This window comes from Phenylobacterium sp. LjRoot97, assembly GCF_964254345.1.
Classification (GTDB): Bacteria; Pseudomonadota; Alphaproteobacteria; order Caulobacterales; family Caulobacteraceae; genus Phenylobacterium.
In genome coordinates, this window is sequence record NZ_CAXUTH020000001.1 from 3,659,393 (window position 1) to 3,683,915 (window position 24,523).

The 24,523-nt window shown below is 69.6% G+C and carries 24 protein-coding genes; 6 read left to right on the forward strand and 18 right to left on the reverse strand.

Annotation, left to right across the window (positions count from 1 at the left end; all coding sequences use genetic code 11):
• Nucleotide 1: 1 nt before the first annotated feature.
• Nucleotides 2–1,411, reverse strand: a complete 1,410-nt coding sequence (locus ACSQ2H_RS18095; RefSeq protein ID WP_436062771.1) for an FAD-binding oxidoreductase — start codon at nucleotides 1,409–1,411, stop codon at nucleotides 2–4.
• A gap of 165 nt (nucleotides 1,412–1,576) precedes the next feature.
• On the opposite strand from ACSQ2H_RS18095, the gene ACSQ2H_RS18100 reads away from it, so the two are divergent.
• Entirely contained in the window at nucleotides 1,577–2,284 is a 708-nt protein-coding gene (locus tag ACSQ2H_RS18100; protein ID WP_436062772.1) for an MBL fold metallo-hydrolase, read from the forward strand.
• 4 nt (nucleotides 2,285–2,288) lie between these two features.
• Here the strand turns inward: ACSQ2H_RS18100 and ACSQ2H_RS18105 are convergent, their stop codons facing one another.
• Complete coding sequence (locus tag ACSQ2H_RS18105) at nucleotides 2,289–2,804, reverse strand: GNAT family N-acetyltransferase (protein WP_436062773.1); 516 nt, start codon at nucleotides 2,802–2,804, stop codon at nucleotides 2,289–2,291.
• Nucleotides 2,805–3,038: 234 nt separating this feature from the next.
• Here ACSQ2H_RS18105 and ACSQ2H_RS18110 point away from each other — a divergent pair, with 234 nt between their 5' ends.
• The gene (locus tag ACSQ2H_RS18110; protein ID WP_436062774.1) at nucleotides 3,039–4,172 is read left to right on the forward strand and encodes a serine hydrolase domain-containing protein; all 1,134 of its coding nucleotides are present in this window, start codon (nucleotides 3,039–3,041) and stop codon (nucleotides 4,170–4,172) included.
• A gap of 12 nt (nucleotides 4,173–4,184) precedes the next feature.
• Here ACSQ2H_RS18110 and ACSQ2H_RS18115 read toward each other — a convergent pair whose 3' ends face one another.
• Entirely contained in the window at nucleotides 4,185–5,069 is an 885-nt protein-coding gene (locus ACSQ2H_RS18115) for a dienelactone hydrolase family protein (protein WP_436062775.1), read from the reverse strand.
• A gap of 182 nt (nucleotides 5,070–5,251) precedes the next feature.
• Here ACSQ2H_RS18115 and ACSQ2H_RS18120 point away from each other — a divergent pair, with 182 nt between their 5' ends.
• Nucleotides 5,252–6,538: a cytochrome P450 gene (locus ACSQ2H_RS18120; protein WP_436062776.1), complete on the forward strand. Its 1,287-nt coding sequence runs from the start codon at nucleotides 5,252–5,254 to the stop codon at nucleotides 6,536–6,538.
• Between the two features lie 152 nt (nucleotides 6,539–6,690).
• On the forward strand, nucleotides 6,691–7,170 hold the full coding sequence (locus ACSQ2H_RS18125) for a TetR/AcrR family transcriptional regulator (RefSeq protein WP_436062777.1): 480 nt from the start codon (nucleotides 6,691–6,693) through the stop codon (nucleotides 7,168–7,170).
• 121 nt (nucleotides 7,171–7,291) lie between these two features.
• Here the strand turns inward: ACSQ2H_RS18125 and ACSQ2H_RS18130 are convergent, their stop codons facing one another.
• On the reverse strand, nucleotides 7,292–8,257 hold the full coding sequence (locus tag ACSQ2H_RS18130) for an L-threonylcarbamoyladenylate synthase (RefSeq protein ID WP_436062778.1): 966 nt from the start codon (nucleotides 8,255–8,257) through the stop codon (nucleotides 7,292–7,294).
• Nucleotides 8,188–9,468, reverse strand: coding sequence for a YceI family protein (locus ACSQ2H_RS18135; RefSeq protein ID WP_436062779.1), 1,281 nt, complete (start codon nucleotides 9,466–9,468; stop codon nucleotides 8,188–8,190). Before ACSQ2H_RS18135 ends, ACSQ2H_RS18130 begins: the two co-directional genes overlap by 70 nt.
• A 340-nt stretch (nucleotides 9,469–9,808) precedes the next feature.
• Here ACSQ2H_RS18135 and ACSQ2H_RS18140 point away from each other — a divergent pair, with 340 nt between their 5' ends.
• The gene (locus ACSQ2H_RS18140; RefSeq protein WP_436062780.1) at nucleotides 9,809–11,557 is read left to right on the forward strand and encodes an acyl-CoA dehydrogenase; all 1,749 of its coding nucleotides are present in this window, start codon (nucleotides 9,809–9,811) and stop codon (nucleotides 11,555–11,557) included.
• 4 nt (nucleotides 11,558–11,561) lie between these two features.
• On the opposite strand, the gene ACSQ2H_RS18145 is transcribed toward ACSQ2H_RS18140, so the two are convergent.
• On the reverse strand, nucleotides 11,562–12,044 hold the full coding sequence (locus tag ACSQ2H_RS18145) for a peroxiredoxin (RefSeq protein ID WP_183771992.1): 483 nt from the start codon (nucleotides 12,042–12,044) through the stop codon (nucleotides 11,562–11,564).
• Nucleotides 12,045–12,158: 114 nt separating this feature from the next.
• On the opposite strand from ACSQ2H_RS18145, the gene ACSQ2H_RS18150 reads away from it, so the two are divergent.
• The gene (locus tag ACSQ2H_RS18150) at nucleotides 12,159–12,728 is read left to right on the forward strand and encodes a YqgE/AlgH family protein (protein ID WP_436062781.1); all 570 of its coding nucleotides are present in this window, start codon (nucleotides 12,159–12,161) and stop codon (nucleotides 12,726–12,728) included.
• Here the strand turns inward: ACSQ2H_RS18150 and ACSQ2H_RS18155 are convergent.
• The 12 genes from ACSQ2H_RS18155 to coxB all read right to left on the reverse strand — a co-directional run bounded on the left by ACSQ2H_RS18155 (nucleotide 12,725) and on the right by coxB (nucleotide 24,295).
• A complete protein-coding gene (locus ACSQ2H_RS18155) occupies nucleotides 12,725–14,383 on the reverse strand; it encodes a putative bifunctional diguanylate cyclase/phosphodiesterase (RefSeq protein ID WP_436062782.1) in 1,659 nt (552 codons plus the stop codon). The genes ACSQ2H_RS18150 and ACSQ2H_RS18155 overlap by 4 nt on opposite strands.
• Before the next feature lie 60 nt (nucleotides 14,384–14,443).
• Entirely contained in the window at nucleotides 14,444–15,055 is a 612-nt protein-coding gene (locus tag ACSQ2H_RS18160; protein WP_436062783.1) for a GNAT family N-acetyltransferase, read from the reverse strand.
• A gap of 56 nt (nucleotides 15,056–15,111) precedes the next feature.
• Entirely contained in the window at nucleotides 15,112–16,401 is a 1,290-nt protein-coding gene (locus ACSQ2H_RS18165) for a M16 family metallopeptidase (RefSeq protein ID WP_436062784.1), read from the reverse strand.
• Nucleotides 16,376–17,770, reverse strand: a complete 1,395-nt coding sequence (gene thrC, locus ACSQ2H_RS18170; protein WP_436062785.1) for a threonine synthase — start codon at nucleotides 17,768–17,770, stop codon at nucleotides 16,376–16,378. Before thrC ends, ACSQ2H_RS18165 begins: the two co-directional genes overlap by 26 nt.
• A complete protein-coding gene (locus tag ACSQ2H_RS18175; protein WP_436062786.1) occupies nucleotides 17,770–18,495 on the reverse strand; it encodes an SURF1 family protein in 726 nt (241 codons plus the stop codon). Before ACSQ2H_RS18175 ends, thrC begins: the two co-directional genes overlap by 1 nt.
• The gene (locus ACSQ2H_RS18180; RefSeq protein WP_436062787.1) at nucleotides 18,488–18,844 is read right to left on the reverse strand and encodes a DUF983 domain-containing protein; all 357 of its coding nucleotides are present in this window, start codon (nucleotides 18,842–18,844) and stop codon (nucleotides 18,488–18,490) included. The genes ACSQ2H_RS18175 and ACSQ2H_RS18180 overlap by 8 nt, the downstream gene beginning before the upstream one ends.
• Nucleotides 18,845–18,855: 11 nt before the next feature.
• The gene (locus ACSQ2H_RS18185) at nucleotides 18,856–19,731 is read right to left on the reverse strand and encodes a cytochrome c oxidase subunit 3 (RefSeq protein ID WP_436062788.1); all 876 of its coding nucleotides are present in this window, start codon (nucleotides 19,729–19,731) and stop codon (nucleotides 18,856–18,858) included.
• A gap of 74 nt (nucleotides 19,732–19,805) precedes the next feature.
• Nucleotides 19,806–20,444: a cytochrome c oxidase assembly protein gene (locus ACSQ2H_RS18190; protein WP_436062789.1), complete on the reverse strand. Its 639-nt coding sequence runs from the start codon at nucleotides 20,442–20,444 to the stop codon at nucleotides 19,806–19,808.
• Nucleotides 20,425–20,577 (reverse strand): hypothetical protein, encoded by a 153-nt coding sequence (locus ACSQ2H_RS18195; protein WP_183771973.1) that lies wholly within the window; start codon nucleotides 20,575–20,577, stop codon nucleotides 20,425–20,427. The genes ACSQ2H_RS18190 and ACSQ2H_RS18195 overlap by 20 nt, the downstream gene beginning before the upstream one ends.
• Complete coding sequence (gene cyoE, locus ACSQ2H_RS18200) at nucleotides 20,577–21,545, reverse strand: heme o synthase (protein ID WP_436062790.1); 969 nt, start codon at nucleotides 21,543–21,545, stop codon at nucleotides 20,577–20,579. Before cyoE ends, ACSQ2H_RS18195 begins: the two co-directional genes overlap by 1 nt.
• 81 nt (nucleotides 21,546–21,626) lie before the next feature.
• Nucleotides 21,627–23,282, reverse strand: a complete 1,656-nt coding sequence (gene ctaD, locus ACSQ2H_RS18205; protein ID WP_436062791.1) for a cytochrome c oxidase subunit I — start codon at nucleotides 23,280–23,282, stop codon at nucleotides 21,627–21,629.
• A gap of 17 nt (nucleotides 23,283–23,299) precedes the next feature.
• A complete protein-coding gene (gene coxB, locus ACSQ2H_RS18210) occupies nucleotides 23,300–24,295 on the reverse strand; it encodes a cytochrome c oxidase subunit II (RefSeq protein ID WP_436062792.1) in 996 nt (331 codons plus the stop codon).
• Nucleotides 24,296–24,523 lie beyond the last annotated feature (228 nt).

Here is a 24,523-nt window from a genome sequence, read left to right on the forward strand (position 1 = left end):
CTCAGAAATGGACTCGCGGATTCATGATCCGCTTCGGGTCCAGGCTTAGCCGGATCGCCGAGAGCGCCGCAACCTCGACCGGCGACTTGTAGCGCCTCGCCTCCTCGGTCTTCATCGATCCCAGCCCATGCTCGGCCGAGATCGACCCGCCCATCGAGGCGACGATGTCGTGGACGATGCGCGAGCCTTCGCCGCGCAGCGCCGAATGCGCCGCGTCGTCGCCGCCATCCGGGCGGATCACGTCGTAGTGGATGTTGCCGTCGCCGACGTGGCCGAAGGCGGTGACCCGCGCGCCGGGAACCAGCGCCTCCATCCGAGCCGTCGTCTGGTTGAGAAAGTCGGCCACCCGGCTGACCGGCACCGAGACGTCGTGCTTCCAGGTCGCGCCTTCCGGCTTCTGGCCCGGCGACTGGTTCTCGCGCACCGACCAGAACGCCTGCGCCTGGGCCTGGCTCTGGGCGACGGCGGCGTCGCGCACCAGCCCGTCCTCCAGCGCCGCGCCCAGCAGCCGCTCCATCGCGGCCTCGGCCGCGCCCGGCTCGCCCGAGGCGATCTCGATCAGCACGTACCACGGATGGACGGCGCTCAGCGGATCGCGCTGGTTCGGGATGTTCTTCAGCACGAAGTCGACGCCGCGCCGGCCCATCAGCTCGAACGCCTCGACCGCCCCGCCGGCCTCGTCCTTGGCCCGCGCCAGCAGCTGAATCGCCGCCTCCGGATTGTCGACCGCGGCGATCGCGGTGGCGCGCGACACCAGCACCGGGAACAGCTTCAGACTGGCCGCGGTGACGACGCCCAAGGTGCCCTCGGCGCCGATCAGCAGCTGCTTGAGGTCATAGCCGGTGTTGTCCTTGCGCAGGCGCTTGAGCCCGTTCCAGATCTCGCCGTTCGGCAGCACCGCCTCCAGCCCCAGCACCAGGTCCCGGGTGTTGCCATAGCGCAGCACCGCGGTGCCGCCGGCGTTGGTCGAGATGATGCCGCCGATCGTCGCCGTCCCCTGCGAGGCGATGTCCAGCGGGAAGCGCCGCCGCTTCTCCAGCGCCGCCTCGTGCGCGGCCTGCAAGGTCACGCCGGCCTCGGCCACCAGCACGTCGTCGAAGGCGTCGATGTCGCGGATCGCCCGCATCCGCTCGGTCGAGAGCAGGATTTCGCCCAGCGGGATCTGGCCGCCGACCAGGCCGGTATTGCCGCCCTGCGGCACCACCGGCGTCCCCGACTCCGCACAGACGCCGATCACCGCGGCGACCTCGGCCGTGGTCTTCGGCAGCGCCAGGAACGGCGTGTTCCCCTGCCAGCGGTCGCGCCACTCGACCAGCTTGGGCGCCAGCCGCTCGGGGTCCTGGCTCCAGCCGCCCTCGCCGAGCACGGCCTTGAGGCGGGAGATCACGTCGGCGGGCACGGAAACGGTCATGCCGCGACCCTAGGCCCCCGCCCCGCGCCCTTGAACCTAAAATCTCGACGGGCCGCCCGCTATCGGGGCGGCTGGGCGCAGACAGCAAGGCATGGTTGCAAGACCGGCCCTTTCGCTTGTCGCTCGCCCCCTCGTCTGTAAGGGTTCGCGGCAAAGGCGCGCGATATGACCGAAACGAAGACGTTCGAGATCGCTGACAACATCTACCGCTTTTCGACCGCGGTGAGCGGCGTCGGCCCCGAGCCGTTCACCTTCAACCAGTTCCTGATCATGGCCGACGCGCCGATGCTGTTTCATCTCGGGCATCGGGCAATGCACGCCTCGATCGCCGCCGCCGTGGAGCGCGTGACGCCATTGGCGCGAATTCGGTATCTGGGATTCGGCCATGTCGAGGCCGACGAGTGCGGCGCGCTGAACGACTGGCTGGCCGCCGCTCCGAACGCCGAGGTGGTCCACGGCCAGACCGCGTGCATGGTCTCGCTGAACGACCTCGCCGATCGCGCGCCCCGGCCGCTGGCGGACGGTGAGGCGCTCGACCTCGGCGGCAAGCGCCTGCGCTGGATGGATACGCCCCACGTGCCGCACGGCTGGGAGGCGGGCCTCTTCTACGAGGAGACCGGCGCCACGCTGTTCTGCGGCGACTTGCTGACCCATGGCGGCGATGGACCGCCGCTCACCGAAAGCGATGTCGCCGGGCCGGCGATCGCGATGGAGGCCATGTTCCACGCGATGTCCATGGCCCCCAACACCGGCGCCGTGCTTCACCGCCTCGCCGACCTGGAGCCGGCGACCCTGGCCCTGATGCATGGCTCGTCGTTCCGCGGCGACGGCGCTGCGGCGCTGCGCGCCCTGGCGGCGCATTGCGCCGCCTGAAGTTTCACGGCGGATCGAACGCGGGGTGGAAGCTGACATCTCCCGTCCGCGCCGGCCCTTTCAGAACCAGGTGCTGGAAGTACCGGTTGGGCTTGCCCTGATAGGTCAGCGCGGGATCGCTCGCGAACCCGAAGCGCCGGTAGTAGTTCGGATCCCCCAGCAGCACGCAGCCTCCGGCGTTCATCGCCCTTAGGCGATCCAAGCCCTCCAGGATCAGGGCGCCGCCGACGCCGCGCTTCTGCAGCCCCGGCGCGACCGAGACCGGCCCCAGCCCGTACCAGTCGCCCGGCCGCCCCTCGATCCGCACCGGCGAGAAGGCGACATGGCCGGCCAGCTCCCCGTCGTCGGTCAGGGCCACGAGCGAGAGGGTCAAGGCCCCGGCCTCGCGCAGGGCCTCGATCACGCGGGCCTCGTCGCCGTCGCTGAACGGCATCGGCGCGAACGCCGTGGTGGTGAGGCGGCTGATGGCGGGCGCGTCGCCGGGACGCTCGGGTTCGATGCGCGGAGATATCGTTTTCAACGGGGATGTCTTTCAACAGACGTGACGCAGCAATGCGGCCGCAGCTTGTGCGGGTCGCGACGAAGGCTGGCGGCGCCGCGACGCGGCGCCAGGGTCACGCAATTGTCGACATGCACGAACGCTACGAAGTCGCCGACCGGCGGTCAACGCCGGCGCAGCCGACCGTTGACAGCCCCCCGTTCATGGGCCCCGCTGGCGGACGACGAGAGCCTCACGAGAGGCCGGGGAGGAAGCATGGGTTCGCAGACGATTCAGGCGCTGCTCGACGACGCCGTGGCCAAGGGCGCGGCCCCAGGCCTGACCGCCGCCGTCGCCCGCGCCGACGGCGCCGACAGCTACTTCGCCGCCGGCGTGCGCGGCGCGGCGGACCCGACGCCGATGGCGCCCGACGACACCTTCTGGATCGCCTCCTGCACCAAGGCGATCACCTCGGCCGCAGCGCTGCAGCTGGTCGAGCGCGGGGTGCTCGATCTCGACGCGCCGGTCGGCGAGCGGCTGCCCAATCTCGCCGCGCCGCAGGTGCTGGAGGGCTTCGGTCCCGACGGCGCGCCACGCCTGCGAGCGGCCCGCACCCCGCTGACCCTGCGCCGCTTGCTGACCCACACCTCGGGCCTGGCCTACGACTTCTTCCACGCCGACCTCGCCCGCTACTACGCCCAGGTCGGCGGCAGCCTGATGGAGAGCGCCCCGGCGGCCCCGGTGCTGGCCTTCGACCCGGGCGAGGGCTGGCAGTACGGCATCGGCCTCGACGCGGTGGGCTGGCTGGTCGAACAGGCGACCGGCCAGGGCCTCGACGCCTATGTCGCCCAGCACCTCACCGGCCCGCTCGGCATGCGCGACACCGCCTTCGTCGCCACGCCGCAGCTCGAGGCCCGCGCGGCCGGCATGCACCACCACGGCCCCGACGGCGCCTTCATCCCCGCGCCGCACCTGCCGTCGTCGCCGATCTACTATGGCGGCGGCGGCCTGCGCTCCACCGCGCCCGACTACCTCAAGTTCCTCCGCGCCGTGCTCGCCGAGGACGGCGGCGGGGTGCTGGGACCCAGGACGCTCGCCTGGCTGCGCGAGGCCGACAGCGCCATCCCGGCCGGCGACCTCACCACCGCCATGGCGCCGATCAGCCTGGACTTCCGGCCGATGCCCGGCACGCCCAAGACCTGGACGCTGGGCTTCCTGCGCAACGAGGCCGACGTTCCCGGCATGCGCCGCGCCGGCAGCCTCGCCTGGGGGGGCCTGGCCAACTGCTACTACTGGGCCGACCCGGCCAGCGGCGTGGCCGGCATGCTCTGCGGCCAGTTCCTGCCCTTCGCCGACCCCGGCATGCTGGCCGCCTTCGAGGCCTTCGAGCGGGCGGTCTACGCGGAGTAAGGCGCAGCCGCCCTAGCGCGCCGGGGTCTGCAGCCAGCCGATGAACTGCTGGTGGACCTTGGCGGTGGCGGCGGGATCGAAGCGGAAGGCCGAGTCCGCGCTCTGGACCCGCTCGTCGAAGGCGTGGGTGACGCCGGGAACCACCATGACCTCGACCTTGGCCCCGGCCGCTTTGGCCCGCTCGACCAGCCGCGTGCAGCCGGCCGGCGGCTGGACGACGTCGCGCTCGGCCATCACCAGGTCGACCCCGCCGCTCCAGGTCCAGTCGCGGCGACCGCCGCGGGCCGGCGGCGCGCAGAACGGATAGGTCAGGCGGATCGCCTCGACCCCGGCCATGGTCCGCTGGAAGTCCTCATCGCCATGCAGGGTGACCAGGTCGCCGAGCGCCCAGCCGCCATGGCTCCAGCCGGCGACGCGCACGTGGCGATGGTCGACGCGCGGGTCCTTCGCCAACAGGTCCAGCCCGGCCAGGATGTCGGCGGTCCGGAACAGCCCCTGCAGCCGCGCCCCGGCGCAGACCCGCCGCCGCGCCCACTCCGGATCCCAGCCGCGCGGGCCATAGCTGTCGAGGATCGCCGCCGCCCAGCCGGCCTGCAGCGCCGAGCGCGCATACTCGTCCATGATCGGATTGGGCCCCCGGCCGTTGCTGATGCCGCCGCAGCCGGGGATGAGCAGCACGGTCGGGAACGGGCCGGCGCCGGGCGGGGTGTGCAGCGTCAGCCCCGAGGCCATGAACTTGGCGTGCGCCGCGCGCGGCTCCTCTCCCAGGAACGAGGGGTGCGAGCCTTTCCAGACATAGGCGGCCACCGCCGCCGCGGCCAGCAGCGCGACCGCCCCCGCCGCCCACAGCAGCAGCTTGGCGAGCCGGCCCAGGCGGAAGCGGCGGTTCTGCGACATCGCCGCCAGCTTCGGCCCCCGCCGCCCCGCGCCTATCCCGCCGCGCCCTCACGTCCGGCTGGGAAACACCTGAGAGGCACGCCTTGGGATCAGGCGCTTCCTGAGACCTTGTGGAACCTTGTTCGAAAGGGTCGGATCAGTCGTCGCCCCGACAGTGGGCGTTTAAGGGCGAGGGAACAGCCATGGCTGACGGAACCGCGGACATCCTGAAGGACAAGCGCGCCGCCGCGCACAAGGCCGCCTACGAGGCGCCGCTGGAGGAGCTGAATCCGGCCCGCGCCTCGTTGTTTCGCGACGACTCCATGTGGCCGATCTTCCAGCGCCTACGCGATGAGTCGCCGGTCCACTTCACGCCCGACAGCAACTACGGGCCCTATTGGTCGATCACCCGCTACAACGACATCATGTCGGTGGATTCCAACCACCAGGTGTTCTCGTCGGCCAAAGGCATCTCGCTGACCCCGAAGGCGGCCCAAGGCTTCCGCGACCCGAACAACACCGCCACCAACTTCATCGCCATGGATCCCCCGCGCCACGACGTGCAGCGCAAGACCGTCAGTCCGGCCCTGTCGCCGCACGCCCTGACCATCATGGCCCCGCAGATCCGCGAGCGGGCCGGGCTGATCCTCGACTCGCTGCCGGTCGGCGAGGCTTTCGATTGGGTCGACCTGGTGTCGAAGGAGCTCACCACCATGACGCTCGCGACCCTGTTCGACTTCCCGTTCGAGGAGCGCCGCAACCTGACCCGCTGGTCCGACGCCATGACCACGCCGCCCGGCTATCCCGGCGGCGCGGCCAGCCTGCAGGACCTGCGCACGACCATGAATGAGTGCTTCGGCTACTTCACCGAGTTGTGGAACCAGCGGGTGAACGCCGAACCGGCCGGCGACCTGATCTCGATGCTGGCGCACGGCGAGGAGACCCGGAACATGACCATGGCCGAGTTCCACGCCAATGTCGGCCTGCTCATCATCGGCGGCAACGACACCACGCGGAACACGATCAGCGGCTCGGTCTACGCCCTCAACCAGAACCCGGACCAGTACGCCAAGCTGCGCGCCGACCACGGCCTGATCACCTCGATGGTCTCCGAGACGATCCGCTGGCAGACGCCGCTGGCCCACATGTCGCGCACCGCCACCCAGGACTTCGAGATGGGCGGCAAGACCATCCGCGAAGGCGACAAGGTGGTCATGTGGTACGTCTCGGGAAATCGCGACGAGCGAGTGATCGAGAACCCCAACAGCTACATCGTCGACCGCGCCCGGCCGCGCCAGCACATGTCGTTCGGGTTCGGCATCCACCGCTGCGTGGGCAACCGGCTAGCCGAGCTGCAGCTGACCATCATCTGGGAAGAGATCCTCAAGCGCTTCCCCGACATCCAGCTGCAGGCCGAGCCGAAGCGCAGCTACTCGACCTTCGTGAAGGGCTACGAAGACATGACCGTGGTGCTGCCGACCCGCCACTGAGGCTGGCAGCAGCGAGGGTCATCGTCCATGGTCTCGGCTGTCTACTAGGGACGGCATGAGATGACGCGCTTGGCGATCGCAAGCCCCGGAACGTTGCGCCGGCGCACATTGGACGCCGCGCGCCGCCTGGTCGACAAGGGCGGGGCGACGCCTTGCAGTTGAGGCTCGTCGCCGCGGAGGTCGGCAGCGGAGTCGCGAGCCTCTACTACCACTTCGCCAACAAGGAGGCCTTGCTGGCGGCGGTGGCGATCGAGGGTTGGCGGGACCTCGCCCAAACGATCGAGCGGTCCATGGCGAGCGGCAAGTTTTCGCGCCGGATCGACGCTGCTTCGGCCGCGTTGCTGACGTTCATCCGCCGACGGCCGCACCTCTACGCCCTCATGCAAATGGAGCCGAACCTCGCAGTGCGGGAAGCTGAGCAGAGGGCGTTCGAGGTGTTCCAGAGCTCATTGCTCGGCGACGATAGGGCCCCGCCTGATCGGGTCGAGGACATCGCCCGAGTGTTCTGGGTGCTGGGGCGGGGCATCGCACTCAGCGTCCACATGCAGGAGGACGTGGATTCGGCCGAACGGCTGGAGCAGGCGGTTCTGCGGGGGCTGGCCTTCCTGCTCTCCCCGAAGTCGGCGGGTTGACCCAGTAGGGGCCCGGACGTCGAAGTCGATCTGTGGTGACGCTTGGCATGGCGCACGCCTGCGCAACAGCGTGGCCCGGATCTAAGGGTCGACGCGCGTCCGCCGCAAGCACCGCTCCTGCCTACCCGACGAACCCCGCCGCCCGCTTCAGCCGGTCGTTGATGGCCTCGCCCAGCCCCTCGTGCGGGATCGGGGCGACGGCGATGGCGGCGGGCGCGGTGCGGTCGGCGTCGCGCAGATAGGCGAAGAGCCGGGCGGCGGCCTGCCGCAGATCGCCGGTCGGGCTGAGGTTCCAGCGGTGCTCGCCGGGACCGAAGGCCAGGTACGCCTCCCCCGGCTCGGGCTGGGCGACGTTCAGGCGCACCGGCGCCTTGGGCGAGTAGTGGCGGGCCAGCCGGCCGGGCGAGCGCTTGGCGTCGCCCTCCGCCTCGGCCAGCGGGCCGATCACCGCCTCGATCTCTGCGCGGGTCACCGAGCCGGGCCGCAGCAGCCGCGGCTGGTCGAGCAGCGAGACCACCGTCGACTCCAGGCCGACCTCGCAGGGGCCGCCGTCGAGGGCGGCGGCGACCTTGTCGCCGGTCTCCTCCATGGCGTCGGCGTAGTTGGTCGGGCTGGGCCGCCCCGAGCGGTTGGCCGAGGGGGCCACCACCGGCCCGCCGAACCGCGCCAGCAGCGCGCGGGCCAGCGGATGGGCCGGCGCGCGCACCGCCACGGTGTCGAGGCCGGCGCGGGCCAGGTCGCTGACCGCTCCGGTGTCGGCGACCGGCAGCACCAGGGTCAGGGGGCCGGGCCAGAACGCTTCGGCGAGGGCGCGGGCGCGGTCGTCGAACAGCGCGATCCTCTCCGCGCCGGCCAGGTCGGCGACGTGCGAGATCAGCGGGTTGAAGCTCGGGCGACCCTTGGCCTCGAAGATCGCGGCGACGGCCTGCGGATCGCCGGCGTCGCCCGCCAGCCCGTAGACCGTCTCGGTCGGCAGGATGACCAGCTGGCCGGCGCGCAGCGCGGCGACGGCGGCGTCTAGCGCCGCGTCGCCGTCAGGTTGACGCTGACCTTCACCTCGGCCGGGATTTGATCGGTGCTCTTCCACTCGCCCTGTCCGACGCCAAAGGCCGTGCGGTCCAGGGTCGTTACACCGCTGACGCGCGCCTTGTCGCCCTCGATCTTGAGCGTGAACGGCAGCCGCTGCGGCCTCGCGACCCCGCGCAGGGTCAGCGTCCCGTGGGCGACATAGCGGTTCTCGCCGGTCTTCTCGAAGCGGGTCGCGGTGAAGGTCGCTTTGGCGTGGCCGGCGGTGTCGAACCAGTCGGCGCCCTGCATGGACTCGTCGCGCTGGCTGTCGCCCGAGACGGCCGAGGCCAGGTCGATGCTGACGCTGACCTTGGATTTGTCGAGCGCCTCGGGGCTGAAGAGGATGTCGGCGCTCCAACGGTCGAAGCGGCCCTCGATGGCCGAGCCGCTCCACGAGGTGGCGAAGCCCAGGGTCGAGCCGGCATTGACCTTCCAGGCCGACGGCGCGGCCGCCTCAGTCGGCGTCTCGGCGGTGGGCGCGGCTTCAACCGCCACCGGCGCGGCGGCTTGCGGCGCTTCGATCGGCGTCTCTTCGACGACCGGCGGCGGGGGCGGCAGCGGCTTGCTGGCCGGCGGCGCGGGCCGCACGGCGTAGCCGGCGCCGATAACCGCCAGGGCCGCGACGACGATGCCGACCAGCCGCGGGTCGAGCCAGGCGCCGGGCTTGGTCCCAGGCGCCATGTGCGCCAGCACCGGCTCGTCCTTGCTGAAGAGCTGGTGCTTGAGCGCCCCGGCCACGTGCAGCGCCACCAGGACATAGGCGCCCCAGGCCAGCACCTCGTGCCCGGTCTCGCCGAACGCATGCCAGGCGCTCTTGGCCGGCTCGGCCAGGTGCGCCAGCCCAGGCACGTGCGGCCAGGGGACGACACCGTAGAGCAGGGTCGGCACCTGGATCCGGCTCGCCGAGACCATGATCCAACCGGTGATCGGCAGGCCGATCATGATCACGTAGAGCCCGACGTGCGCGACCTTGGCCAACGCCTTCTCCCAGGCCGCCATGCCGGCCGGCAGCGGCGGCGGCCGATGCGTCAGCCGCCAGGCCAACCGCGCCAGGCTGAGCAGCAGGACCGTGATCCCGATCGACTTGTGGAGCTGGACGAGCGCGAAGCCTTCCGGCGTCCGCCCGCCGCCCATCCGCCAGGCGATGATCACCTGGAACACGATGGCCGCGGCGATCAGCCAGTGCAGAACGATGGCGACGGCGCTGTAATGACTGCGCTGCTGGGACATGGAAGCTTACTCGTACTCGACGCGACTGCGAGCGCGCCGGCGCCGCCCGGCAGGTTCGTGGAAGGACTCCGCGAAAACCTGCCGCTAAGGCGCTGTTGCGTTCCAGATTCCCATATGGGCCGGGCGGCCCCTCTGGCTAGGCCCGAACCGGACCACGTCGCGCAACGCACCGTTGCGCTCGCCGCAACGGCGCCGCTTGGGCGCTCCGCCGGGGCCGCCCGACACCCGGAAAGCACCGCTCAACCCCTTACCTGGCCAAAGACTTGCATTTCGCAACTCGTTGGCGCTTGGAGCGCCGCCGCGCCTCCCCTAAAGAACGCCTGACATATCGGAGTTCAGCATGTCCTATCGCGCGCCCATCCGTGACCTCGCCCTCTCGCTGCGGATCGCCGGCCACCCGGCACTCGTATCCGGCGCCTTTGCCGATCTCGATGACGATACGGTCGCCGCCGTGCTCGACGCCGCCGGGGCCTTTACCGAGGAGCAACTCGCGCCGCTGAACCGCAAGGGCGACCAGGTCGGCGCCCGCTACGAGAACGGCACGGTGATCGCCGCGCCCGGCTTCGCCGACGCCTACCAGGCCTTCGTCGCCGGCGGCTGGAACTCGCTGTCGGCCGATCCCGAGCACGGCGGCCAGGGCCTTACCAAGGCCATGGAGCTGGCGGTGTTCGAGATGGTCCATGCCTCGAACATGGCCTTCGGCCTCTGTCCGATGCTGACCCAGGGCGCGATCGAGGCCCTCGACCTGCACGGCACCGAACGCCAGAAGTCGCTGGTGCTGCCCAAGCTGGTCTCGGGCGAATGGACCGGGACGATGAACCTCACCGAGCCGCAGGCCGGCTCGGATCTCGCCGCCGTAACCACCCGCGCCGAGCCCGACGGGAACGGCGGCTATCGCCTCTACGGCCAGAAGATCTTCATCACCTGGGGCGACCACGACGCCGCCGACAACATCTGCCACCTGGTGCTGGCCCGCTTGCCCGACTCCCCGCCCGGCGTGAAGGGCATCTCGCTGTTCCTGGCCACCAAGCGCGAAGTCCTCGACGACGGCTCGCTCGGCGTCGCCAACGAGCTGCGCGCCGGCTCGATCGAACACAAGCTGGGCATCCACGGCTCGCCCACCTGCGTGATGCTGTTCGAGGGCGCCAAGGCCGAGCTGGTCGGCGAGATCAACAACGGCATCGCCCATATGTTCGTGATGATGAACGCCGCCCGCCTGCAGGTCGGGGTCCAGGGCGTCGGCATCGCCGAGCGCGCCTTCCAGCAGGCCCTGGCCTTCGCCCAGGAGCGCAAGCAGGGCCGCGCCGTCTGGTCGGCCGAGTATCCCGCCCCGCTCTACGGCCACCCCGACGTGCGCCGTTCGCTGCTGCTGATGAAGGCCAAGATCGAGGCCGCCCGCGGCATCTGCATGACCACCGGCGTGCTGGCCGACCAGGCCCGCCTGGCGTCCAGCGAGGCCGAGCGCGCCACCGCCAAGGCCCGCCAGGAGCTGCTGACCCCGATCGCCAAGGCCTGGTCGACCGACGTCGGCGTCGAGGTCGCCTCGATGGGCGTGCAGGTGCACGGCGGCATGGGCTTCATCGAGGAGACCGGCGCGGCCCAGCACTATCGCGACGCCCGCATCGCCCCGATCTACGAGGGCACCAACGGCATTCAGGCCATCGACCTGATCGGCCGCAAGGTCGCCATGCAGGACGGCGCGGTGATGGACGCGCTCTGCGCCGAGATGCACGAGACGGCCCAGGCCCTGCAGGGTGATCCGGCGCTCGGCGGCGTGGCGGCGCATCTGGAGGCCGGGGTGGCGGCGCTGGAACGCGCCACCGACTGGGTCCTGCAGAACAAGGGGCCCAACGCCCTGGCCGGCGCCACGCCCTATCTGAAGCTGGCCGGCGACGTCATTGGCGGCTGGATTCTCGCGCGCCAGGCCCAGGCCGTGGCGGGCGGCGACGACGCCTGGAGCAAGAGCAAGCCGGCCCTGGCCCGCGTGTTCGCAAGCCAGGTCCTGGCCCAGGCTCCCGGCCTGGCCGCCGGGGTCATGGAAGGCGCCGACGACTACGAAGCCGTCGGCGCGGAAGCTCTGGGGGCGTGAGGCCCTAGAGCTGGGCCAGCATGTAGTCGGCGGCCGAGACCTTGAACTCGCCCGGAGCTTCGACGTTGAGCTCCTTCACGACGCCGTCCTCGACGATCATCGAGTAGCGTTGCGAGCGCAGGCCCATGCCGAACTTCGAGCCGTCCATCTCCAGGCCCAGGGCCTTGGTGAAGTCGCCGTTGCCGTCGCCCAGCATCAGGATGTCGCCCAGCACCGACTGGCTTTCGCCCCAGGCCTTCATGACGAAGGCGTCGTTGACCGACACGCAGGCGATGGCGTCGACGCCCTTGGCCTTGAAGTCGGCGGCGTGATCCTTGAAGCCCGGCAGGTGGCGGGCCGAGCAGGTCGGCGTGAAGGCGCCGGGCACCGCGAACAGCGCGACCTTCTTGCCGGCGAAGATCTCGTCCGTCGTCATCGGCTTGGGACCTTCGGCGGTCCCGGCGGAAAAGGTGGCGGCGGGCAGCTTGTCGCCGACTTTGATGGTCATGATCTGTCTCCCTGATCAGCTCAGCCCCACCAGATAGCGAGCTTGGCGCAGGCATCAACGGCCTTGTGTAACGCGAAGACTTGAAAGCGCCGCGATCAGCGTCACATTCGACGCATGGGAGACGGCGAATTCCTTTCAGGCAAGATGCTGATCGCCATGCCCGGCATCGGCGACCCGCGCTTCGAGCGCGCCTTGGTGCTCATCTGCGCCCACGACGAGAGCCATGCCATGGGCATCGCCGTGAACCGGCCGGTCGAGGGGCTGACCCTGCCCGACCTGCTGGGTCGGCTCGACGTCAAGCCGACCATCGAGCTTCCGCCCGAACTCGTGCTGCTGGGCGGGCCGGTGGATCGTGAGCGCGGCTTCGTCCTGCACACCGACGACTACATGGCCGGCGACCACAGTCTGCACGTCGGCGACGGCGTCGCCCTCACCGCCACGCGCGAGGTGCTGGAAGCGATCGCCGGTCACGGCGATCCGCCCCGTAGGTCCACCCTGGCGCTCGGCTATGCCGGCTGGGGTCCTGGCCAGCTGGAGCGCGAGCTGCGCGAGAACGTGTGGCTGACCTGCGAGCCCGACGAGACGCTGATCTTCGGCGGCGACCATGCGCACAAGTGGTCGAACGCCCTGGCCAAGATCGGGGTCGACGCCAGCCTGCTGACCTCGACCGCCGGCCGCGCCTAGCCGCGCGCCTTCACGGGCGCGGCGCCGTCGACATAGCTTTCGTTGAGATAGACTTCGGCTTCCTGCGGCGAGAGCGCCGGCGCGTAACCGAAGCCCTGGCCGTAGTCGCAGCCGAGCGAGAGCAGCTGGCGGGCCATCTGGGCGTTCTCGACGCCCTCGGCGACGACCTCGAGCGACAGGTCCTGGCCAAGCTTGACCACGGACGAGACGATCTTCGCCGAACCCTCGTTGGTGGCCATGGTGCGCACGAAGTAGCGGTCGATCTTCAGGGTGTCGAACGGCAGGCGGGTCAGGTAGCTGAGCGACGAGAAGCCGGTGCCGAAATCGTCGAGCGCCAGGGCGGCGCCCGCCTCACGCAATTTGTGCAGGATGATCGCCGCGCGGTCCGGATCGCGCATGACGTCGCCTTCGGTGACTTCCAGCTTCAGCGCGCCGGGCGGCAGCCCGGTCTCGCGGCGGATGTCCAGGACGTCGGAAATCAGGTCGGGCCGGTCGATTTCGCCGGTCGAGAGGTTCACCGCCACGGTCAGTTCGCCGGCGGCGCGGTGGTCGAGCCGCCAGCGGGCGAGCTGCGAACCGGCCTGGCGCATCATCAGCGCGCCGAGCTCGCTCATCAGGCCCATCTCCTCGCAGAGCGGCAGGAACTGGTCAGGGGTCAGCAGGCCGCGGCGCGGGTGGCGCCAGCGGACCAGGGCCTCGAAGCCGGACAGCGCGCCGGTCGAGAGCCGCACGATCGGCTGATAGAACGGCACGATCTCGTTGCGGCCCAGCGCCCCGCGCAGGTCGCTTTCCAGCGCCAAGCGCGAAAGCCCGTCGCTTTCCAGGCTGCGGCCATAGGCGGCCGCCCCGCCGCGGCCGCCGCTCTTGGCGGCCTCGACGGCCAGTTCGGCGCGCCGCAGCAGTTCGGCGGCCTCCGGGGCGTCCTCGCCTCCGGTCGCCTCGACGGCGCCGATCGACAGGGTCGGATGGATATCGAAACCGGCGACGCGCAGCGGCTGCTCCAGCGCCTGGCGCAGGGTCTCGGCGGCGGGCATCTGGCTGACCGGGGTCAGCACAGCGAATTCGTCTTCTCCGACCCGCGCCAGCAGCGCGTGCGGCGGGAAGGCGGCGGCCAGGCGCGAGCCGAGCGCAGCCAGCACCAGGTCGGCGCGCTCGTGGCCCAGCGCCTCGTTCAGGCGGCGCAGGCGGTCGAGGTCGGCCACCACCAGTTCGTGCTGGCCGGGATGGGCCAGCCGTTCGCGGGCGCGGGCGACGAAACTCTTGCGGTCGAGCAGGCCGGTCAGGCCGTCGAGGTCGGAGGCGGCGAACTTCGCCTCGGGCGCAACGACGCCGGCGGCCCGCAGGCCCTCTTCCAGCCAGACCCCGCGCCAGATGCAGACGCCGCCGCCGCGCATGCGCAGACGAACGGAAATCTCGGTGCCTGGCTCCTGGACGCGCAGCACGTCCTCGGCCAGCGCCCGGTCGGGCGGCAGGGCCAGCGCGCGCATGGCGGCGGACGAGCATTCCGGCGCCAGCGGCCCCAGCCCCAGCGCGCGCGAGGCGCCGGTCAGGTGCAGGCGGTCCTTTTCAGGTTCCCAGAGCCACAGGGCCACATCGGCGGCGCCTAGCGCCTCCAAGGTCGCGGTTGCGTCCCAGCTCCAACGATCGTTCGGCATCGTCTCAAGACATTTCTGGCCAACGCGCCGCAGAGCGGATCGGCCCACGACAGCCGAGCGCTAAACAGACACTCCTTCGTCCGGGCCCTCGTGCGCCCGCAAGGGGGAGACAAGGCCGAACAGCACATGATCTCGCCAGACGCCGTTAATTTTCAGATAAGCCTGGGCGAGACCTTCTTCCCGAAACCCGGCACGGTTGAGAAGCCGCCGCGAGGGCTCGTTGCTGGGCAGGCAGGCCGCTTCCAGACGGTGCAGGGCCAGGGTGCGGAAGGCGAAGACGGTCAGGGCGCGCACGGCGCCGAGCGTTTGCCCTTGCCGCGCAAAGGGTTGGCCGCACCAGTATCCGATCGATCCCATCTGGGCGACGCCGCGCCGGACGTTGGACAGCGTGATGCCGCCGGTCAGGGCGTCGTCGCTCGTGCGGAAGACGAAGAACGGATAGGCCGTCCCGGCCTCGCGATCACGCGCATAGGCGGTGAGCCTGCGGCGGAAGGCCGCACGGGTCAGGTCGTCGGCCGGCCAGGTCGGCTCCCACGGCTGCAGGAATTCCTTCGACTGGGCCCGCAGTTCGCGCCATTCGGCGAAGTCGGCCGCCCGCGGCGGGCGCAGGCGCACGCCGTCTCCCTCGATGCGAAGGCCGCTTTCCGGCGCGATCCAGTCCAACAGGGCCATGCGCGGAACGTCGCGGGATGCGCGAAATCCGTCAAGCGGCCTGACGCTGTCGAACGCTAGCCGAACAGCGCCCGCTGGAAGGCCTCTCCGGCCTTCATCGCGCCCTTGGGCCCAAGGATGCTCGCCGCCGCCGCGCCCGGGGCCAGCATCTGCGCGCCGAGGCGGGCGATGTCGGCGGCCTCGACGGCGTCGATCTGCGCGGCCAACTCGGTTGGCGGCAGGGTGCGGTCGAACAGCAGCACCTGAGCGGCGGCTTGCTCGGCCCGCGACAACGGCTGCTCGCGCGCCATGAACATCGAGGCCTTCAGCTGCGCCTTGGCGCGGGCCAGCTCAGCGCCCTGCACGCCGGCGGCCATCCCCTTGATCTCCTCGGCCGCGACCTTGGCCAACTCGACGGCGTCCTTGGCCGCGCAGCCGGCGAAGATCCCCAGCACGCCCGTGTCGGCATAGGTCTCGGAATAGGCGTCGACCGCATAGGCTAGGCCGCGCTTCTCGCGCGCCTCCTGGAACAGCCGCGAGGCCATGCCGCCGCCCAGGATCTCGGCATAGAGCCGCAGCGCGAAGTAGGCCTCGCTGCGCACCCCGACGGCCGGCAGCAGGAAGACGAGGTTGGCCTGCTCCAGCGCCTTGGGCGTGGTCCGCACGCCGCCGACGAAAGCGGCCGGGGCCGGCTCGCTGGCGCCCTGCCCGGCCGCACCGCCGAAGTCGCGCTCGGCCAGGGCCAGCAGTTCGTCCTCGTCGACCGCCCCGGACGCGCAGATGACCAGGGCGTCGGGGGCGTAGAGCTCGCTGCGCCAGGCCGCCAGCGTCGCTGGCGAGGCGCGGCCGATGGACTCGTCGGTGCCGAGGATCGGGCGCCCCAGCGGCTGGCCGTTGAAGGCCGCATCCTGGGCCATCTCGAAGACATGGTCGTCTGGAGTGTCGGCGGCCTCGGCGATCTCCTGGCCGACAACCTGAATCTCGCGGGCGAGGTCGCCGGCGTCCATGGTCGGGCGCTGCACGAGGTCGGCGACCACGGCGCTGCCGAGGTCCAGCCCCCCCTTCAGCGCGCGGATCTGGAAGCTGGTCCGCTCATAGCCGGTGGCGGCGTTGATCTGGCCGCCTTCGGCCTCGATCACCTCGACGATGTCGCGGGCCGAACGATCGCCCGCGCCCTTGAACACCATGTGTTCGAGCAGGTGCGACCAGCCCGAGCGGGCCTCGTCCTCGGAACGCGCGCCGCGGCCGGCGACGACCGACAGCGCCAGGGTCTCAAGACCGGCGATCGGGTCGCAGACGACCCGGACCCCGTTCTTCAGGGTATGGATGTTGGGCAGAGCCTCAGCCTTCCGCAAAGGCCCTGACATAGGCCTTGATGGTCTCGGCGTCAGCCGGCAGGCGGTCGAAACGTTCGGCCTTGCCGGCCAGATGCGCGGCGGTGCGCGGCATCACCGGGGTCTCGCCGGTGGCGGCCTCGACCGTTTCCGGGAACTTGGCCGGGTGGGCCGTCGACAGCACCACGATCGGCGCGGTGGTCACGCCCCGGGCGCGCTGCATGCCCGACACGCCGACGGCGGTGTGCGGATCGATCAGTTCGCCGGTCTCGCGCAGGGTGGCGACGATGGTGCGGGTGGTGTCGCCCTCGCCCACCGTCACGCCGGTGAAGGTCTCGCGCATGGCGGCCAGCGCCTGCGGCGGAATGTCGACGCCGCCGGTCTCGGCGAAGGCGGCGAAGGCGCGGGCGGTCTCGACGCCGTCGCGGCGCACGCACTCGAAGTACAGGCGCTCGAAGTTCGAGGCCGACTGGATGTCCATGGCCGGCGACTGGGTCGGGGCGGTGACGCCGCGGACATAGCGGCCGTCCTCGAAGGCGCGGGCCAGGATGTCGTTGGAGTTGGTCGCCACGATGATGCGGTCGATGGTCAGGCCCATGCGCTTGGCGACGTAGCCGGCGAAGCCGTCGCCGAAGTTGCCCGACGGCACGGCGAACGACACCGGGCGGTGCGGGGCGCCCAGGGCCACCGCGGCGGTGAAGTAGTAGACGCTCTGGGCGACGATGCGGGCGAAGTTGATCGAGTTGACCGCCGACAGGCCCACCGACTGCTTGAGCGAAGCGTCCGACAGCGAGGTCTTGAGGATCGCCTGACAGTCGTCGAAGTCGCCGTCCACCGCCACGCAGCGGACGTTGTCCTCCTCGGCGGTGGTCATGAAGCGGCGCTGGACCTCGGAGATCCGGCCGTCCGGGAACATCACGACGATCTTGGTGTTGCCGCGGCCGCGGAAGGCCTCGACCGCCGCGCCGCCGGTGTCGCCCGACGTGGCGCAGAGGATGGTCTGGGTGCGCTTCTGCTCTCCGAGGACATGGTCCGACAGGCGGGCCAGCAGCTGCATCGCCACGTCCTTGAAGGCCAGGCTGGGGCCGTGGAACAGCTCGGCGATGAAGCCGCCCGGCGCGATCTGGCGCACCGGCACGACGGCGGCGTGGGTGAAGCTGGCATAGGCCTCGGCGCACATCTCGGCCAGCGTCTCGCGGTCGATCTCGTCGCCGACGAACTTGGCGAGCACAGCGGTGGCGACCTCGGCGTAGGGCCGGCCGGCGAAGGCGGCGATCTCGTCGCGCGTGAAGCTCGGCCACTCCTGCGGAACATAGAGCCCGCCGTCCGGGGCCAGGCCCGCCAGGACCGCATCGACAAAGCCGACCGAGGGCGACTGCCCCCGCGTAGAGACGTACCGCATCAGGACTTCCACTTGCGCCAGAGCATGGCGGCATAGACGCCGACCAGGGCGGCGGCAAGGCCGAACCAGGTCAGGGCGTATTCGAGGTGACGGTTGGAGATTTCCGCCGGCAGCGGAGCCGGATTGAGCGCCGGCCAGTCGGGGTTCGACGAGGTCTCGGCCATCAGGAACAGGGGCGCCGGGGCGTCGACCTTCAGGGCCTGGGCCATGGCGGCGACGTCGCGGACGTACCAGCGATTGCCGGCCGCGTCGTTGGCGGGGCTGAAGCGGTTGCCGGCCTCCGGGACGCGCAACACGCCGATCACCTCGATGGGGACCAGGTCCGAGACGTTGACCCGCGGGCGGGCCGAGACGTCGTCGCGCACGAAACCGCGATCGACGAGGATGCTCCGGTAGCGCCCACCGGCCACGCGGCAGGCCGAGATCAACCGTGAGCCGGCCTTGCCCTCGCGGACCGAATACAGCTCGAGAAAGGGCGCGCTGCTGAGGCCCGGGCACACCAGCCGGATGCGGGCGAAATCGAGATCAGCGCCGGCGGCCATCCGCTCCAGCGCCGCTTCGCCGCTGGTGGCGGGGGCCGCTTGCAGGGCGGCGACGCGTTCGAGCAGAGCTTCCTTCCAGTGGAGGCGCTGCATCTGCCAGCTGCCGAGGCCGATCAGGATGGCGAGGGAGATCGCGGTGGCGACCGTCAGGCCGACCGGGAAGCGCCGGGCGCGATCAGTCATGACGGGCTTCCGATGCCTTGTTGGCGAACTGGGCCGCCAACATGAGCCCTTTCAGCGGGCGCAGCAGGCCGAGGCACACGACAAGCGTCAGGGGAAGGAAGATGACGAAGTGCACCCAGATCGGGGGCGAGAACGTCAGCTCTGTGAAGAGCAGGGCGAAGGCGCAGAGGAAGCCCGCGATCAGGATCACGAAGACCGCGGGACCGTCTCCAGAGTCCGCCTTGGCCAGATCGTAGCCGCACCGCTCGCAGGCGGGGGCTACGGTCAGGAAGCCTTGGAACAGACGCCCCTCTCCACAGTTCGGGCAGCGGCCGCGAAGGCCCGCCATCAGCGGATTGGGGCTGTCCATATCGGCGGGCCTTAGTGGCCCGCCCCGCCGAACACCACGTAGATGAAGGCGAACAGGAAGAGCCAGACGACGTCGACGAAGTGCCAGTACCAGGCGGCGGCTTCGAAGCCGAAGTGCTTCTGCGGGGACATGCCGCCGCGCAGCAGGCGGATCAGGCAGACGGCCAGGAAGATCGTCCCGATGAGGACGTGGAAGCCGTGGAAGCCGGTGGCCATGAAGAACGACGAACCGTAGAGGCCCGAATGCTCCGCGCCCTCGCCGCCGAAGAAGTACTTATGCTCGAGGATGTGGTGGTACTCGTAGACCTGCACCATGGTGAAGATCGCGCCGAGGCCGATGGTCAGCATCAGGCCGATCTTGGTGCCCTTGCGGTCGCCTTGCTGCAGCGCGTGGTGCGCCCAGGTGACGGTGGTGCCCGAGAGCAGCAGGATCAGGGTGTTCAGCAGCGGCAGGTTCCAGGCCGGAACCGTTTCGATGCCGGCCGGCGGCCAGGTGGCCCAGGCCAGACGGACTTCCTCGATCGAGGACAGGGTCCGATGGCCGTGGAACAGGGCCATTTCGAAGAAGATCCAGAACCAGGCGACGAAGAACATCACTTCAGAAGCGATGAACATGATCATGCCGTAGCGCAGGCCGATCGACACGACGGGGGTATGGTCGCCCGCCTTCGATTCCTTGATCACGTCCGACCACCAGCCGTACATCGTGTACAGCACGCCAGCCAGGCCGGCGAAGAACACCCACGGGAAGTGCTGGGGAAGGCCGAACAGGCCCTTCATCCAGATCACCCCGCCGATCGCCATGACCGTCGCGGACAGCGATCCGACCAACGGCCACGGGCTGGGCGGCAGCAGGTGGTAGTCGTGCTTAACTTCGCCGTGGGCCATTTCGGTCCTAACCCCTCTCAGATCCTACAGACGCCAGCCCCTCTCTCGGGCCGACGAAAGACAATTCGCGTGTGCTATAGCCCCGCCTTGGCCGGTACGCCAAGGGCGGAAGAGTGCTTTGACGGCGTGGCGTCTGCGCGCTTCTCGGCGCGCGCGGCCTCCACCGACGGGAAGAAGGTGTACGACAAGGTCACTTCGCCCTTGCCCTTGGTCTCGAAGTCGTCCGCGAACTTCGGATCGACGAAGTAGACGACCGGGAATTCGATGGTCGTCTTCGGCGGAATCGTCTGATCCGAGAAGCAGAAGCACTCGAGCTTCTGGAAATAGGCGCCGGCCGATTCGGGCACGACGTTGTAGATCGCGCGGCCGGTCTGCGGCCGGTCGCTGTTGTTGGTCACCCTGAAGAAGGCCAGGCCGGTCTGGCCGATCTTGACCTCCTGGGTCACCTGCTCGGCGGTGAAGGTCCAGGGCAGCTCGCGGATGTTGGCGTCGAAGCGAATCGTCAGCTTGCGGTCGAGCGTCTTGTCCGGCGCGGCCTCGGCCTTGCGCACGGTGCCGTCGAAGCCGGTGACCTGGCAGAAGGCCTTGTAGAGCGGCACCGAGGCGAAGGCGGCGCCGACCATGGCGACGAAGCCGCCGGCGGCGATCATGGCGACCTTGCGGTTGCGCTTCTGGAGCGGCGAGAGCTCGGACTTAGAAGGGCCGGTGGCCAACACTGCCTCCCAGACGCACGATGGTCACGACAAAGACCAGGACGACGAACAGGACCAGGCCCAGCGCCAATGCGATGTTGCGGCCGCGACGGGCGCGGGCTTCGACGGTCGGATCGGGGGTGGGCTCGCTCACTAGAATACTCCGACAGCAGGCAGGTCGAGCAGGTGCTCGGCCAGCAGGGTGGCGAACAGAAGGGTCAGGTAGAGGATCGAGAACGCGAACAGGTTACGCGCGTCCTTGGAGCTGGCCTTCACGTCATAGAGGCCGTCGTCGTTGCGCTGGCCGCCGGTCTCGCCGGCCCGGCTGCGGAAGACGCGCCAGGCGAGCATGAGGAAGACCAGGCCGCCCAGGGCCGCGACCGCTAGATAGGTCATGCCGCCCAGGCCGGTGAAGGCCGGAACAATGCACAGCGGCACGAACAGCAGGCTGTAGATCAGGATCTGCTTGCGGGTGGAGGCCGCGCCGGCCGTGACCGGCATCATCGGCACGCCGGCCTTCTGGTAGTCCTCGCTGGTGTAGAGCGACAGCGCCCAGAAGTGCGGCGGGGTCCACATGAAGATGATCGCGCAGAGCAGCCAGGCGTTCAGCGGCGCGGTTCCCGTCGCCGCGGCCCAGCCGATGACCGGCGGCAGCGCCCCGGCGAGACCGCCGATGACGATGTTCTGCGGCGTCGAGCGCTTCAGCCACATCGTGTAGACGACGGCGTAGAAGAAGATGGTGAAGGCCAGCAGGCCCGCGGCCAGCCAGTTGGTGGTCATTCCCAGCAGCATCACCGAGAACAGCGACAGGACGACGCCCATCGCCAGGGCGTCGGCGCCCTGGACCTTGCCGGCCGGCACCGGCCGCGCGCGCGTCCGCCGCATCTTGGCGTCGATGTCGGCGTCGTACCACATGTTGAATGCGGCCGATGCGCCCGCCCCGACGGCGATACAGAAGATCGCCACGCCGGCCAGCACCGGATTGATCGGCGCGTTGGCGCAGATCAGCCCTGTGATCGCGGTGAAGATAACCAGCGACATGACCCGCGGCTTCAGCAGCTGGACATAGTCCTGCCACCGCGGGGGCGCGCTGGAGCGTGGAACGGCTGGCGACATGGCCATCACAATACTCTCAAAACGACCGAAGGGCGCGCGCTGGAATGTCCCAGCCCGCGCCCCACAGAGGTCTTTGGGGAGCCGGACCTAGTGGAGGTCCGGCTTGACCACCGGCAGTTCGTTGAACTGGTGGAACGGCGGCGGCGAGGACAGGGTCCACTCCAGCGTCGTGGCGCCTTCGCCCCACGGATTGGCTTCAGCCTTGCGGCGGAAGATCATCGCGTCGATCAGCACGACCAGGAAGACGCCGACCGCAGCCAGGGTCACCAGGTAGCCGATCGAAGACACGTGGTTCCAGTAGGTGAACGCTTCCGGGTAGTCGATGTAGCGGCGCGGCATGCCTTGCAGGCCAAGGAAGTGCTGCGGGAAGAAGATCAGGTTCACGCCGACGAACATGACCCAGAAGTGCACCTGGCCGAGCCACTCGCGGTACTTCACGCCGAAGATCTTCTCGAACCAGTAGTAGAAGCCCGCGAAGATCGCGAAGACGGCGCCCAGCGACAGCACGTAGTGGAAGTGCGCGACCACGTAGTAGGTGTCGTGCAGGGTGTAGTCGATGCCGGCGTTCGCCAGGACCACGCCGGTGACGCCGCCCACGGTGAACAGGAAGATGAAGCCCATCGCCCAGAGCATCGGGGTCTTGAAGTCGATGGAGCCGCCCCACATCGTGGCGATCCAGGAGAAGATCTTCACGCCGGTCGGCACCGCGATGACCATCGTGGCGGCCACGAAGTAGGCGCGCAGATTGATGCTCATGCCCACGGTGTACATGTGGTGGGCCCACACGACGAAGCCGATGAAGCCGATGGCCACCATGGCGTAGGCCATGGCCAGGTAACCGAACACCGGCTTGCGCGAGAAGGTCGAGACGATGTGGCTGATGATGCCGAAGCCCGGCAGGATCAGGATGTACACTTCCGGGTGACCGAAGAACCAGAACAGGTGCTGGTACATGACGGGGTCGCCGCCGCCGGCCGCATCGAAGAAGTGGGTGTTAAAGTTACGGTCGGTCAGCAGCATGGTGATCGCGCCCGCCAGAACCGGCAGCGAGAGCAGCAGCAGGAAGACGGTGACCAGAACCGACCACACGAACAGCGGCATACGGTGCAGGGTCATGCCCGGCGCGCGCATGTTGAAGATCGTGGTGATGAAGTTGATCGCACCCAGGATCGACGAGGCGCCGGCGAGGTGGAGCGCCAGGATCGCGGCGTCCATCGACGGACCGGCGTGACCGCTGGTCGAGAGCGGCGGATACGCCGTCCAGCCGCCGCCGAAGCCCTTGCCCGGGCCGCCGTCGACGAACATCGAGACCAGCAGCAGGATCCAGGCGGCCACCAGCAGCCAGAACGAAATATTGTTCATCCGCGGGAAGGCCATGTCCGGCGCGCCGATCATCAGCGGCACGAACCAGTTGCCGAAGCCGCCGATCATGGCGGGCATGACCATGAAGAAGATCATGATCAGGGCGTGCGCAGTGACCACGGCGTTGTAGCCGTGCTTCGACTGCTCAACGAGCCCGAACAGTTGGATCGAGGAGCCTTCCTTGAAGATCTGGATGCCCGGTTCAGCGAGCTCCCAGCGGATCAGGCCGGAAAGGGCGCCGCCGACCAGGCCCGCCATGATGGCGAACAGCAGGTAGAGGGTGCCGATGTCCTTGTGGTTCGTGGAGAAGAACCAGCGAGCGATGAAGCCTGGCTTGTGTTCGGCTTCGTCGTGATGATCGTGAGCTGCGGCTTGTGCCATCTTACTATGTCCTAGGCTCATTTCGCGGCCGGCGCCGCGGCGGGCGCGGCGGGCGTGGAGGTCGGGGCCGGCGCGGCGGCGGCCGGAGCCGCGGCGGGCGCCGTGGCGGCGGCCGGGGTCGCGGCGCCTTCGGCGGCCGGAGCGGCCTCGGCGGCGGGCGCCGCCGGGGCAGCGGCCGGAGCCGGCGCGTCAGGGGTCATCGAGCCGCCCTTGGAAGCCACCCAGGCTTCGAATTCCGGCTGGGTCACGACCTTGATCTCGATCGGCATGAAGGCGTGGTCGACGCCGCACAGTTCCGAGCACTGACCATAGAAGGTGCCGGTGCGCTCAGCCTTGAACCAGGTTTCGTTGATGCGGCCTGGGATCGCGTCGATCTTCAGGCCGAAGGCCGGCAGGGCGAAGGCGTGGATGACGTCGGCGCCGGTGACCAGCACGCGGACGGTCTTGTTGACCGGAACGACCAGCGGCTCGGTGGCGGCCAGGCGGAACGGAACGTCACGCTTCTTGGCTTCGTCTTCCGGCAGCATGTTCGAGACGAACTCGCCGACCTTCTGGTCCGGAAGCTCGTAGCCCCAGTACCACTGATAACCGGTGGCCTTCACCGTGTAATCCGGCTTGGGCATGTCGTGATAGGCGAACAGCAGGCGGAACGAGAAGATCGAGATGCCCATCAGGATAAGGACGGGAACGATCGTCCAGATCACCTCGATCAGGGTGTTGTGGCTCCACTTCGCCGGAACCGGGTTCGAGCGCTTGTTGTAGCGCACGACGACCCAGATCAGCAGGGCCAGCACGAACACGCAGATCAGCGTGATGATCGGCAGCAGGATAAGATTGTGGAAATCGTGCGCAGCGTGCTTCAGCGGCGAAGCCGCCGGCTGCAGCCCGATGCCGCCCGGGGTCGGTTGACCCATCAATTCCTCTGCGAACGCCTGGACGCCCCAGAACGCCGACGTTGCGCCCGCCGCGGCTGCCGCCGCCCACGTCCGCATGCCCTGAACCCTAGACTTCATGTCCCCTCGGTCTGCTTGGCCGGCCGCGCCTCGCGAAAGACGATCGCCCCCGCCGACTGAATCAAGACGTAGCGCCGCGCAAACCGCGAGGCCCCGCCCTTAAGCCGGGGTGCATACGCGCTCTCCCGGAGCTTGCCAAGGCGCTAAGACCCCCTATGGCGCAATGTCTCGACATGGAGACGCTTCGGATCGTCCGAGCGCGCCTGAAAACGGCCGTTTTCGCATAAC